The sequence below is a fragment of the Ignavibacteriota bacterium genome (assembly GCA_016713565.1).
GTDB lineage: Bacteria > Bacteroidota > Ignavibacteria > Ignavibacteriales > Melioribacteraceae.
This window is the reverse complement of the sequence record JADJOX010000008.1, coordinates 848,589-862,582: the sequence shown is the minus strand read 5'-3', so window position 1 is coordinate 862,582 and position 13,994 is coordinate 848,589. Positions and strand designations below refer to the sequence as shown.

Annotated in this window: 11 protein-coding genes; 3 read left to right on the top strand and 8 right to left on the bottom strand. The window is 31.5% G+C overall.

The annotated features are described in order from the left end of the window. Positions 1 to 3 precede the first annotated feature (3 nt). The 5 genes from IPK06_18420 to IPK06_18400 all read right to left on the bottom strand — a co-directional run bounded on the left by IPK06_18420 (position 4) and on the right by IPK06_18400 (position 6,842). Complete coding sequence (locus tag IPK06_18420) at positions 4 to 1,191, bottom strand: YgeY family selenium metabolism-linked hydrolase (protein ID MBK7981943.1); 1,188 nt, start codon at positions 1,189 to 1,191, stop codon at positions 4 to 6. Beyond that, the gene (locus tag IPK06_18415; protein MBK7981942.1) at positions 1,188 to 2,513 is read right to left on the bottom strand and encodes an amidohydrolase family protein; all 1,326 of its coding nucleotides are present in this window, start codon (positions 2,511 to 2,513) and stop codon (positions 1,188 to 1,190) included. The genes IPK06_18420 and IPK06_18415 overlap by 4 nt, the downstream gene beginning before the upstream one ends. After that, positions 2,510 to 3,970 carry an allantoinase AllB gene (gene allB / locus IPK06_18410; GenBank protein ID MBK7981941.1) on the bottom strand — a complete coding sequence of 487 codons (1,461 nt, stop codon included), beginning with the start codon at positions 3,968 to 3,970 and terminating at the stop codon, positions 2,510 to 2,512. The genes IPK06_18415 and allB overlap by 4 nt, the downstream gene beginning before the upstream one ends. A 119-nt stretch (positions 3,971 to 4,089) precedes the next feature. After that, positions 4,090 to 5,550 (bottom strand): pyridoxal-phosphate dependent enzyme, encoded by a 1,461-nt coding sequence (locus IPK06_18405; GenBank protein MBK7981940.1) that lies wholly within the window; start codon positions 5,548 to 5,550, stop codon positions 4,090 to 4,092. 200 nt (positions 5,551 to 5,750) lie between these two features. Continuing rightward, positions 5,751 to 6,842, bottom strand: coding sequence for a hypothetical protein (locus IPK06_18400; protein ID MBK7981939.1), 1,092 nt, complete (start codon positions 6,840 to 6,842; stop codon positions 5,751 to 5,753). 226 nt (positions 6,843 to 7,068) lie between these two features. On the opposite strand from IPK06_18400, the gene IPK06_18395 reads away from it, so the two are divergent. The 3 genes from IPK06_18395 to IPK06_18385 all read left to right on the top strand — a co-directional run bounded on the left by IPK06_18395 (position 7,069) and on the right by IPK06_18385 (position 10,585). Then, positions 7,069 to 8,499, top strand: a complete 1,431-nt coding sequence (locus IPK06_18395; GenBank protein ID MBK7981938.1) for an FAD-dependent oxidoreductase — start codon at positions 7,069 to 7,071, stop codon at positions 8,497 to 8,499. Between the two features lie 295 nt (positions 8,500 to 8,794). Continuing rightward, positions 8,795 to 9,703 carry a DMT family transporter gene (locus IPK06_18390; GenBank protein ID MBK7981937.1) on the top strand — a complete coding sequence of 303 codons (909 nt, stop codon included), beginning with the start codon at positions 8,795 to 8,797 and terminating at the stop codon, positions 9,701 to 9,703. Between the two features lie 90 nt (positions 9,704 to 9,793). Next, positions 9,794 to 10,585, top strand: coding sequence for a hypothetical protein (locus IPK06_18385; protein MBK7981936.1), 792 nt, complete (start codon positions 9,794 to 9,796; stop codon positions 10,583 to 10,585). Between the two features lie 33 nt (positions 10,586 to 10,618). Here the strand turns inward: IPK06_18385 and IPK06_18380 are convergent, their stop codons facing one another. The 3 genes from IPK06_18380 to IPK06_18370 are packed head-to-tail and all read right to left on the bottom strand — an operon-like array spanning position 10,619 to position 13,986. Next, positions 10,619 to 11,854, bottom strand: a complete 1,236-nt coding sequence (locus IPK06_18380; GenBank protein ID MBK7981935.1) for an HlyC/CorC family transporter — start codon at positions 11,852 to 11,854, stop codon at positions 10,619 to 10,621. 2 nt (positions 11,855 to 11,856) lie between these two features. Next, positions 11,857 to 12,297, bottom strand: coding sequence for a hypothetical protein (locus IPK06_18375; GenBank protein ID MBK7981934.1), 441 nt, complete (start codon positions 12,295 to 12,297; stop codon positions 11,857 to 11,859). 36 nt (positions 12,298 to 12,333) lie between these two features. Further along, positions 12,334 to 13,986 (bottom strand): methylmalonyl-CoA mutase family protein, encoded by a 1,653-nt coding sequence (locus tag IPK06_18370; GenBank protein ID MBK7981933.1) that lies wholly within the window; start codon positions 13,984 to 13,986, stop codon positions 12,334 to 12,336. Between the last annotated feature and the right edge of the window lie 8 nt (positions 13,987 to 13,994).

Genomic DNA, 13,994 nt, shown 5'->3' with positions numbered 1-13,994 from the left:
TTATTAATACCTTGATACAAAGTTTGCGTAAAAAGCGGTCGCTTTAACCAGATGATCAGTCGGAACTTTTTCATTCGGTGCATGCGCTAAAACTTCATTGCCAGGACCAAAACCAATTACAGGAATACCATAATAACCACGAATTGTAACCCCGTTTGTTGAAAAAGTCCATTTATCAACTTTAGGATTTGACTTAAATAAATCTTTATAAGCATCTACTCCTTTTAAAACTAAAGGATGATCTTCTTCTAATTTCCATGTAGGATAATATTTCTGCATGCCGTACTTTAATCCGGTATAAGCAATCTCTTCATAGTCCAACAGCTCTACTTTTGCATTCATATCTTTCACAATTTCTTTCACTTGATTTAAAGCTAAATCTTTATCTTCTCCCCAAGTTAATCTTCTATCCAAATGAAGTCTTGCGAAATCGGATACCGCACAAAGTGAAGGACTTTTAGATTTAAATTCTGAAATTGTAATTGTACCTTTTCCAAGGAAATCATCATTCGCTAATCTTTCATTTAATTTTTCAATTTCCAATGCTGCTCTTGATGCCATGTAAATTGCATTCTTTCCTCTTTCCGGCGCTGATCCATGTGATGATATTCCATAAAACGAAACCGCTATTTCCATTCGTCCTCTATGACCTCTATAAATATTGAGGTTTGTCGGCTCAGTAATCACTACACATTCCGGTTTTATTTTTTCTTCTTCCACAATATACTTCCAGCAAAGCCCGTCGCAGTCTTCTTCAATTACAGTTGCTGTAAAATAAATTGTTAAATCTTTTTCGAGTCCTAATTCTTTAATTATTTTTCCAGCTGTAATAAAAGCTGCCGGACCTCCTTCTTGATCAACACTTCCGCGACCGTGAACAAACCCGTCTTTTATTTCGCCGCCAAGGGGATCGAAATCCCAATTTTCTAAATTGCCCAAATCGACTGTATCTATGTGTCCATCGAAAGCAATAACTCTTGGTCCGTTTCCAATTCTGCCGATTACATTTCCTAGTCCGTCAATTCTTACCTCATCAAATCCTGCTTCTTCCATCATAGCTTTTATTTTTTCGCAGACTTCTTTTTCTTGTAAACTAAGCGATTTAACTTTTATCATTTCGGATAAATTCTTGGCAGTGTAGTCTTTATATTCTTCCGATTTTTTCAGAATTTCATCAGTAATGTTCATTATTTTTCCTCATTAAATTTTTTAAATAATCTTTCACCTTGTGAATAAATTCCGTTTAATATTTTTGATTCATTTACATTTTTAAATTTAAATTCATCCAATAATATTTCACCATTTTGCATTACTGTTTTAATTGGTCTTTCTATAATCCCATAAATGTAATGACTCCAGAAATTATTTTGGTTAAGTGGCGTTGGAGGAACATAATCCCATATTATAAAATCCGCTCTTTCAAATAATTGCAGATTCGTAAAATCCGGGAAAAACTTTTTAATAAAATTATTTTGATCAAAATATGTTTTAATCATAAAACTAAAAGAATCATCAAATGATAAGCCGGCATTACGTAATTGAAGAAATAGTTCCTTAAATGATCTTGCAACATCAGCATGCATTCCATCTGTGCCTATTAAAATTGGAATTTCTTTTGGAATCATTTTAAACTTCTGCAAACCAACTGAATTGTTCATATTGGAATCTAAATTAAAAACAAGTGAAGCTTTAGAGTTTTTAATTAACTCAAAATCTTCTTCATCCAAATGAATACCATGGGCTAAAATACTTTTATCATTTAACAAATTATACTTTTCAAATCTCAGCATCGGTTTTGCCGAATATTTTTCCTGACTTAAATGAACATCTGATTTATCTTCACAAATATGAACATGAATTCCCCAATTATTTTCAATAATTAATTTTGAAGCATTTTTTAAACTATCATTATCCAATGTGAAGGAAGCATGCAAACCCAAAAGTGATTTTGAATTTACAGTAGTATAATTTTTGAGGAAATTTATATTTTCATTAAATCCATTTTCACTTAATTCCTTTCCATTACGATCGGTAGTTTCAAAACAAAGTACATTTCTTAAATTAAAATCTTCCAGCGTTTTTGAAATTGTTCTTAAACTATCTTTGGCAAAATTAGGAGATGAATGATGATCAACAATATAAGTAACGCCATTTTGAATTGATTCAAGCGCGGCAATTTTTGCAGAAGCTTCAATCATTTCCAAATCTAAAAGTGAATCCAACTTCCACCAAAGGTTTTTTAGAATATTAGGAAAGTTTGACATGTCTCCTTTGATGTCCAAACCCTTAGCTAATCTTGAATAAATGTGATCATGAAAATTTACATTTGGGATTGTAAGGACTCTACCTTTAGCATCGATTGTTTCAGAGTTTTCTGAAGTACGTAAATTTAATAAATCAAATTGTCGAATTTCAATTTTTACAATTTTTCCTTCTTCTATTTCTAAATCACCAAAGATTGGAATAACTGAATTATCTTTAATTTTGCAAATCCAAGCATTGATAACTTTCAAGATTTTACCTCAATAAATTTACCATAACCAATTTTTTGTTCAATCTCATTTTCGCCATCCATTATTACATTTCCGCGAAGAATTGTTTTTTCTACAGTTGCGTTAAAGGACAGTCCTTCAAATGGAGTGTATTTCCCTTTGCTTTTCATATTTACTGATTTAACAATTTCAGAATCCCATAAATTTATTAATGCAAAATCAGCATCAAATCCTTCTTCTATTTTCCCCTTTTTTGCTAAATTAAAATATTCCGCAGCATTTGTTGAAAGTAAATTAACTGTTTGCTCAAATGTTAATCTGTTTCTCATAAATCCTTCACTGAACAAAAATGGCACTCGATGTTCAACTCCCGGAATTCCTCCATAAACATTCCAAAAGTTTTCATCAACTTTTTCTTCTAAAGGATCGCAGCCTGCGTGATCTGTAGTAACAAATGAAAGTGATCCATCTTTCAATCCATTCCACAATGCATTTAGATCATTATTCAATTTTACAGGAGGAGCGGTTTTTAGGAAATTTCTAATTTTGTCATTCAAAAAACTATCTTGAGTAAATTGTAAATAATGGGGACAAGTTTCTGTGGTAATTTTAACTCCTTCATTTTGCGCTTTACGAATAGCATTCAATCCTGCTTCAGAACTCAAATGAACAATATGAACTTTTTGACCAAATTCTTTTGATAAAGAAATCATATCGCGAATTGCTTTTTCTTCAGCATCTGAATTTCTGGCTAAACAATAATATTCCCATGAATTTTGGCTTGCCGCTTTAAACCTTTGCCTTTTTGATTCAATCATAAATTTGTCTTCGGCATGAACAGCTTGAGGTTTATTTATCAGTTTTAAATATTTAGCCGCATACTTCATTTGATCAAGATTAAGGTCTTTAAAAGATTCCATTCCGGAAATTAGATAAGTTTTAAAACCGGCAACTCCAAGTTCATTTAATTCATAAATTTGTTTCTGAACATCTTTTCCATTTTCAAAATCATTTCCGCAAATACCGCCCCAAAAAGCAAAATCAATCAGACTTCTATTTTTTACGGCTTCTAATTTTGCTTGAAAATTATCCGCTGAAGTAACAGGCGGAAGCGATGTACACGGCATATCAATTATAGTTGTTACTCCTCCGTAAGCAGCAGCGGTTGAAGCATGTTCAAAATCTTCCCTAAATTCAAATCCGGGAGTATCAAAATGAACGTGCGGATCAATTGTTCCGGGAATAACAATATTAAAATTTCCATCAATAATTTTTGCGTTGGCAGTTAAATTTTGTTGAGGAATTTGTTTTAATATTTCTTCTTTATTTTCTTTACCCTTTAATTCTTGCCATGTAAATTCTTTATCAAAAATTTTTTCAATTTTTTGAATTGCCTCGGTAAAGTAAATATTTACCGGAATGAAATTGTTGTCAATTGTGTTTATAAAAATGTTGGTTAATATTTTCATTTCATTAATCATGTTTACTTTCATCATTGTCATTCTCGAATTCATTTATCGCGAATCCATAGATTAAAATAATGGATTCATGATATTTGCAACGTAATTTCCGGGATGACATATTTGATAAATTTATTTCAAACACTAACTCCGGTTTTAGAGTTAAATTCTTCAATGAGTTTATCCCAAGTTGGAACAATACTGAATCTTTCATTCCAATAATTTTCATCATACCATTGAGCATTTAATTCATCAACAGTTTTTCCCTGTTGTTCAACCCAAGTAAAATATTTCAAATTATGTATTGACTTTTTATCATAATAATTAAGTTCTTTTATATGATCAATATTTTGCTTTTTAATTGATCCGTACCAATCTAAGTTAGCTTGATTTTCCGAGTATATGCCGTATTGTTCGTTCAATTCAATTAATCTGGAATTATACATTTCTTTAGAATCGGTAAAAACGGTAAATATAATATCATTTTCATTAAATTCATTATACTTAGCAAGCTTTATAGAACTCAATAAATTACTGATGGATGATATTCCCATATAACTTAATTTATCAACAACTTTCTTATCAGCGCCGAGTTTACTTAAAAATTCCTTCCCTTCCAATTCATTGAAGAGACGTAAAACTCTCATGGGATCTTCATCGTCAATAGCAGCCACAAAATCAGTGTTTCTTACATTGTGAACCCAAGGAACATGTTTATCGCCAATACCTTCGATTCTGTGTCCCCCAAATCCGTTCATTAATAAAGTCGGACATTGCAATGCTTCAGAAGCTAAAACTTTTATATGAGGATTTATATTCCTTAAGTAATCTCCAGCGGCAATTGTTCCCGCAGAACCAGTAGCGCTTACATATCCGCTTAATCTTTGATCTTTATTTTTAATTTGATTGTAAAGCTGTTCAATAGTGTATCCTGTAATTTCATAATGCCAGATTGAATTACCGAATTGATCAAATTGATTGAAGATCAAATATTCATTGCTTTTTGCCTCAAGTTCATGACATTTATCATAAATTTCCTTTACATTACTTTCGCAACCCGGAGTAGCATAAACTTCATCAGTTCGTTCACGAAGCCAGTCAAATCTTTCTTTGCTCATTTCTTCTGGCAAAATTGCAACCGAGTGAACTGAAAGCAAGTTAGAATTGAATACTCCGCCGCGGCAATAATTCCCTGTTGAAGGCCAAACCGCTTTGTGATATTCAGGGTTGAATCTTCCGGTTACTAAATACGGCGCTAAGCAGCCGTAAGTTGCACCAACCTTGTGTGCGCCAGTCGGAAAAAATTTTCCAACCAACCCAATTATTCTTGCTTTAATTCCGGTTATTTCTTTAGGTATTTCTAAATAATTAATATCTCCAATCGTTTTTGTTTCAGGATCATTTCGCCAATTTATTCTGAATAAATTTAATGGATGAAGTTCCTGTAAGTCAATGTTCTTTAATTCATTTTGAATATGCTGCGGAATTTCCGACGGATGTTTCAGCTGATAAAAAGTGGGTAAAATTATTTTTTGGTTTCTGCATCTTTCAATACTTTTGGAAAGATAATCTTCATTTTCAATATTCCATTTCCACATTCTTCCCTCATTATTTATCAATTGTCAAAATTAAATAATAAATCTATATTATTTGGAAATAAATACTTATTCGAAATTAATAAAAATTAAAATTTCAAATAAAGTAAATTTTAATACATCTAATTATTAATTCAAACAAAACTTATAAATTCATAATCTCAATTTCGTTTTCATTTAAATTAAACGATTTTAAAACCGCGTCAAGTAAATAATCCCTTATTACAAAAATTATATTCGTTTTGATAATATTTCTCAAACAATAAATAATGTATTAGAACTTTATCCATAAAAATTAATATTCTTTTTATACCTTTTATATTTTCAGATTCGCTCCACGAATATTTTATGATCGCTTTAATATTTGGGAAAATGGAAATAATGTTTTCAATTTCGGCAGCTTGATATTTTTTTCTTTTCGCTAAATATTTGTTTAAGAATTTTAACATAAGCGGCGAAATAAAATAATACCAAACAACGATAATTAAAATGGAACGAAACAACATAATAATTACTTTGGCTGTAATGGTTTGATCAACTTCTTTAAATAAATATGATAAAACAATTAGCATTACTGAAAAAATAAAAATTGAAATGTAGAACCTTTTTTTCCACCAAGTTCTTTTTTCCTTTTTGGAAATTCCGCTGTTTAGAAAATCATTTATTTCCAAGTTCATTAAATTTATGTCATCGGCATTTTGTAATGATATTCTTTTAGGCAGTTTCGACGCATATATTCCTGCTGCAAGTCCGCCTATTATATGAATGAAAGTATATGTCCCTACAATAACATAACTAACATTAATTTTTTCAATTCCAAGTGAATCCGCACCAAATGCATTAACAACAAATTTGAAAAATACGTCAATTGATTCCCAAAGCGTCATGCCAAAAATAATTGTTAATACAAAAACCTTTTGAAAGGCTGAAAACAGTAATGCAAATAATCCCAAAATAATAGGAGAGATTTTGTTAAATCCATTAAAGAATAAAATATATCCTAGCAAACATTGAAACATTACTGCAAAGTAAGCGTTAAGCGGTGTATACGGACTAACGACAAATTTCACCAAAATAACTTTTATTACAGATTCGAAAATTATTTTTCGTGAATTTGAGAAATATGCTATTAAAGAGATAAAAATTACCGCTGCACTTCCAACAAACAAACCAGTAAACGGGATTTTCAATAGATGTAAAATTCCACCTAATGCGGCTTCGCTAAAAGCCCAAATCGCGGTTATCTTATCAATATTTGATTTATTTAATATAGTAGACTGAATTTCAATATCCATTTTATTCAGACAATAATTTAACTTTTTTAAGATATTTTTGTGAGTAAATATTTTTACTGAAAAACCTTTTATCGTATAAAATATCTTTTTTGTTTTGAATAAAAAATATATTTTAACGAAAGCAGTTCTTACTTAATGTTAGATTATCCTAGAATTTTTAATATAAATTAAATAACGATTCACGCCTTCTTTAGGATGATTTTTATCAAATAACAATGGAGTTCCAATGGCAAAGGTTGTAATAATCGGAGCCGGATTTGCCGGACATACTGCTGCTCTTTATCTTGGTGATGCTTTAGGTCAAAATCATGAAATAACTGTTATTAACAGGCAAGACTATTTTGCCTATATTCCTTCATGGGTTTGGGTGGGTATTGGACATATGGCCCCAGAAAAAACTACATTTCCCTTAAAACCTGTATATGACAAATTAAATGTTAAATTCATTCACGGCAAAGCCACAGAAATTCACGCGGATTCTCAGTTTGTAATTGCAGAAGAAGAAGGTACAAATAATCAAAAAAAATTAGAATATGATTATTTAATTATTTCTACCGGTCCAAAATTAAATTTTGAAGGAACAAAAGGACTTGGTCCCAAAGGATTTACATATTCAATCTGCACATTAGATCATGCAGTTGCATCAAGAGATAAGTATCTCGAAATTGTTGAAAAAATGAAAAAAGGAGAAAAACAAAAAATTGTAGTTGGCACAGGACATCCGGGAGCTACCTGCCAAGGAGCTGCGCTTGAATATATAACAAATATTCACAAAGATTTGGTAAAAAAAGGAATTAGAGACAAAGCCGAGATGATTTATTTTTCTAACGAAAGAGCTTTAGGTGACTTTGGAGTAAGAGGCGTTCAAGCTAAATACAAAGGAAATGTTGTTTCGAGTGAGGATTTTATTGGCGCAGTCTTTAAACAAAACGGATTTGAAGTTCAAGTTCAAAGAGGAGCCAAGGAAGTAAATGAAAAATCTATCTATTGGGAAGATTACAACGGAGATTTCGGCGAAACAAATTATGACTTTGCAATGCTAGTTCCTCAATTTTTAGGTCAGCCTTTTAAATATGTTGGTAAAGACGGAGAAGATATTTCAGCCAAAATTGCTAATCCTGCCGGATTTATTTTAGTCGATGGAATTTATGGTTTAACTTGGGATGTATTATCTGAAAATCCGGATGCTTGGCCTGCGGTTTATCAAAATAAAAATTATAAAAATATTTTTGCCGGAGGAATTGCTTTTGCTCCTCCCGGACCGATTTCAAAACCGCACACAACAAAAAACGGAACCGCAATAACAGCAGCGCCGCCAAGAACTGGAATGGTTTCCGGTATTATTGGAAGAATAATTGCAAAGAACATTATTGATTTGATTGAACGCGGTCGAATGACTCACCATGAAAGAATGAGCGATATGGCTGCTGCTTGTATTGCGTCAATGGGTGATTCCCTGTGGGATGGTTCAGCTGCTACAATCATGATCTACCCTGTCGTTCCCGATGTAAGAAAATTCCCAAATGACCAGGGACGAGATCTGTTTGTTACACATATGGAAATGGGTCTTGCAGGCGCTTGGATGAAAAGAATGATACATACAACTTTTATGCACAAATTAAGAGCCAGAATTGGCTGGAAAATTATTCCCGAATAATGGAGCTGATATGGAAATAACAAAACAAGACGAAAAAATGATGAATAATAAAATAATCCAATTTTTTAGATTTATTGTTCTCAATCTTAAAATTTTAAAAGCAGTTGACAGAAGCAAACGCTCATAATTATTAAATTTCTGATCCCGCTTGAAATTTTCATTAAAAATCTTGCGGGATCATGCTAAATTTTAATCTTTTTTTTAACATTATATTATATATCCAATCTTACTTTGCCTAAAAATTATTCCGCATTTTTAGATATATTTGTCACTAACTTTTTAGAAATAATTTTTTATGAACAAACTCGCGCCCCTCTTTATTATTATTGCCGCAATGCTTTGGGGATTTGACGGAATAGTTTTAAGACCCGAATTATATACGCTGCCGGTTGTGTTGGTAGTCTTTATTGAAAGCACAATAACCGCAATATATCTTTCTCCGCTATTATTCAAAAATTTTATTACATTGAAAAAATTACAAACAGCAGATTGGCTGTCTTTTTTCGGAGTTGCTTTATTTGGCGGCGCGCTTGGCAGCTTATGCATTACTAAGGCTCTTTTTTATGTTAATTTTGTCAACCTTTCAATCGTAATATTAATCCAAAAATTACAGCCTATTTTTGCGTTAACTTTAGCTGCAGTTATTCTAAAAGAAAAACTATCGGCAAAATTCTTTTATTGGGCGACTCTAGCAATTATCGGCACATATATCATGACTTTCGGATTTAAAATTCCTGAACTCAATATGGACAATAAAAATTTGTTGGCTGCTTTGTATTCAGTATTTGCAGCATTTAGTTTTGGATTTTCTACGGTTTTAAGCAAAAGGGCTTTGAAGAATGTCAATTTTGAATTGGGTACTTATTTGCGTTTCGGAATTTCAAGCATTATTATGATCGTTTTTGTTATAACATTTGGAGAATTAAGTTCTATAAGTCTTGTATCAACTAAACAATGGTGGATATTTTTACTAATTGCGTTTTCAACCGGCGGACCGGCAATATTTTTATATTATTACGGTTTAAAAAACATTACGGCATCTTCATCAACAATTTTGGAATTGGCTTTTCCAATGACTGCCATAATTTTGGAATATATTTTGCACAATAATATTTTAAATTTTGTTCAATGGATTGGGGTTGCAATTTTAATTTTCAGTATAACGAATGTGATTAAATTAAATAATAATGCGAATAAAGTTTAAATTTGTCCAAAAGTTAAAATTCAAAATCTTGAATTAAACTAATTCATTTGATAATTTTATTTTGATTATAATTAAATATGGAGAGATGTAATGCCAGAATATGAAAAACATTTATACATGATCATTTTTCCAATTAATGCCTTAGTTGCATCACAATTGGAACCGGAAAAATTTGGAGAACATTATACGATGGGAAGCGCAAAGCATTCCAGCGGTAAAGTAATATTTGCGGAGATCGATATAAATTTTAGAAATGAATATTTCGAAATTGACAAATATTTAGCTTTAACTGTTCCGGATGAAGAAGGATTGCCTAAAAAAACCAAATTCATTTCTTCATATAATGTTTTGGAACACATTGAACTTTCGGCAATTAAAAGACTTTTTCTCTGCACAATAAACGGAAAGGTTTTGCCGATAGAACCGGCTAATTATACGGCTTATAATCAACCCGGAATGATAAGAATTTATCAGGAAATAACTCCTCTTGAAACTTTGGTTGCCTCAAATAAAGATCAAAGAGATTTTGGCAAATTTATAACTACGCAAACAAAATCCAAAGGCGCTCCGAAAATATGCTTTACTCAAATTGATTTCAATATTCAGCATTTCTTTGAATTCAATAAAAACAAAGAAATTTTTACCATTGATTTACCGGGCGTTAATCCATACAGATTTTATAACTGCGTTGATGAACTTTTAAAGAAGCCGGAAAAGACTACAAAAACTATAAGTTTAGGAAGTTTATTAAAGGAAATTTCATATAAATTTTTACGACACGGATTTTGGTTTGCAAAAGGTGAAGAATTAAAATTTTTCCCAATGCCTTCTGAAACCGAACTTGAAAATAAATACTATTATTGGTGGAAACACGTTTTGTAAGACTAAAAAGCGAATCGAAAGATTCGCTTTTTTTTATAATATATTTTCTTTCGGTTTTGGAATTACAAACATTTTTACCAAATTTATTTTAATTTTGGTAGAATGCAGAATTACAAAATCAAAATTTTCGATTTTAATTTTTTCACCTTTCACCGGAATTCTACCTATATGTGAAGTGATAAATCCGGCAATTGTTTCATAATCACCTTCCGGAATATCCAATTCGTATTCTTCATTCAATCCGTCAATTTCAATTCTTCCGCTCAATACAAAAGTCTTATCGTCAATCTTTTTACAAACATCGGGATCTTCATCATACTCATCGCGGATTTCACCAAACATTTCCTCAATAAGATCTTCAACAGTTAATATTCCGGCTGTTCCGCCAAATTCATCAACAACAACGGTAAATGATATTCTTTTTTCCAAAAATTCGCTCAGCATATCCAGACTTTTTTTGGTCTCAGGTACAAATAAAACTTCCCTTAAAATCGATTCGAGATTTTTTGGATTATTGAACATATCAAATACATTTATTACGCCTTTAATATTATCCAAATTATCTTCATATACTTGAAGTTTAGAATAACCGGATTCTATAAAAACTTCTATAACTTCATTAATCGGAAGATCAATGCTTACACCGACTATTTCAGTTCTGGGCGTCATTGCTTCATAAACTTTTTGTTCGGCTAAATCAATTATATTTTTAATTATATCCGAATCTTCTTCATCAACCTTACCAACTTCAGAACCTTCAACTATTAATGAATGAATTTCATCTTTGTGAATAATTTCAGCAACTTCTCCTGAGACATCATTGTTTCTTGTAAGCAATAAAGAAATTGAATCTGTTAATTTCACAAATGGATAAAGAACTATTGATATTATCTTTAGCGGAATTGAGGCCATTAAAAGTAAAAAATCAGAAAGTTCGCGACCAATATATTTTGGAATCATTTCACCAAAAATTAAAAGAAGTAATGTTGAAATTAAAAGAACACTCGCTTCGCTGAAATTGATTTTTGTAAGGAAAATTGTAATGAGTGACGCAAAGGCAATATTAACAACATTGTTTGAAATTAAAATTGTTGAGAAAAATGTCTGCGGATTGTTTATAAAATTAAAAGCATATTTTGCGGCGATATTTTTTTTACGAGCCAATAATTCAATTTTAAGTTTATTAGATACAATAAACGCAAGTTCAGCAGATGAAAAAAATCCGCTTAACACAAGCAGGAAAATTAATCCTAAAAATTCGTATGTCATTTCTAAAGCGCCTCTTCAATAATTACGTTCTGTATAAAATATTTATATTCATTATCATTTAAACTAAATATCAACTCAACGGTTAATTTATTTTTTTTATTCAATTCTCTTTTTACCAATAATCCTTGAATTGTAGAATAAGTTATTTCAAGAGAATTATTTGCTAAGTTCTGAATAATTTTCGGTTGAATATAGTAAATTTCCTTCGAATCTTGAAAAACTTTGACATACATTAATTTTATATCTGCTATATCTGCATTGTCACTTTTAGGAATGGCAAACTTTCCGCTGATATGAAATTTCGGCTGAGAACCGGGCATTGAATTTATCCAGCAATATGTTTTCTCAACATTCAATTCCAAATCATTTTTAATTTTGGATATTTCTTCTATCTCTGATTTTGTTACTTCATTAGTTGAACACTTTAAAACAAATAAACTCATAATGATAAGTAATATGTTAAATCTGAAATTCATAAATTAAAATACAATTGCTTCTTCGTAAATTCCAAAAGGAACCTTTAACACTTCAATCATTTCTCCCAAAGTTACATAATTTTCAGCGGATTTAACGAGAACTGGCATAAGATTTATATTATTCCTTGCGGCATGATCAAGTTCATTTAAGCATTCTTCTACTTTAATCTTATTTCGTTGTTCTTTTAATTTTATTAGTCTTTCTTTTTGCTTCTGCTCAACTTCTTCTGAAATTTGTAAAATTGGAATATCAATTTTTTCATCTTTCTCAACAAATTCATTTACCCCAACAATTACTTTTTCTTTTTTATCCAATTCAATTTGATACTTATAAGCGCTTTGCGAAATTTCTTTTTGAAAATAACCGGCGTCAATTGCGTTAATTACTCCGCCCAAAGATTCAATTTCTTTAAATATTTTTTCCGCGTCTTCTTCCATTTTATCCGTCAAAGATTCAATAAAATAACTTCCGCCTAAAGGATCAACGGTATTTATAACTCCGGTTTCATAAGCCAAAATTTGTTGAGTTCTTAAGGCAATTTTAACGGCTTTTTCACTCGGCAGCGCAAGAGTTTCATCCATAGAATTTGTGTGAAGAGATTGTGTACCGCCTAAAACAGCAGACAATGCTTGAAGTGCGGTTCGCACTATATTATTTTCCGGCTGCTGTGCGGTTAAAGTACAGCCCGCAGTTTGTGTGTGGAATCTTAACCACCAAGAGCGAGGATTTTTAGCTTTATACTTTTCCTTCATGTGTCTTGCATAAATTCTTCTTGCCGCTCTATATTTTGCAATTTCTTCAAAAAAATCCAAATGCGAATTAAAGAAAAAAGAAATTCGCGGCGCGAATTCATCAATGTCCATGCCTCTTTCAAGAGCGTCTTCAATATACGCAAATCCATCAGCTAAAGTATAAGCTAATTCTTGCGCCGCAGTTGCTCCGGCTTCTCTAATATGATATCCGCTGACTGAAACCGGATTGAATTGCGGTACTTCTTTTGCTGAAAATTCTATCATGTCCGTAATAATTCTCATGGAAGGTTTTGGCGGAAAAATAAATTCCTTTTGCGCAATATATTCTTTTAGAATATCGTTTTGAAGTGTGCCTCTTAATTGATCGAATTTTAGTCCCTGCTGCTTTGCAACTGCAAGATAAAAAGCGTAAATAATTGCCGCGGGCGAATTTATTGTCATTGATGTAGAAACTTTTTCCAATGGAATTCCATCAAATAAAATTTCCATATCTTTTAGCGAAGAAACGGCAACTCCGCAAATACCAACTTCGCCAATGCTCATTTCATGATCTGAGTCATAACCCATTAAAGTTGGTAAATCGAACGCAACTGACAATCCGGTTTGACCATGGGAAAGTAAATACTTGAATCTTTCGTTCGTGTCTTCCGGCGAGCCAAATCCAGCAAACTGCCTCATTGTCCATAATTTACCTCTGTATCCGGTCGAATGAATTCCTCGTGTATAAGGATATTGCCCGGGAAAACCTATACTATCAATAAAATTATGATTTTCAATATCTTCCGGAGTATAAAGCGGATTTATTTTTTCTCCCGAAACGGTTGTGTATTTATAATTGACTTTTTTAGCTTCGTTAAAATTATTTTCAAATTTTAACTTTGCGTCTGAAAAATTTTTATCCAAAGTAATTT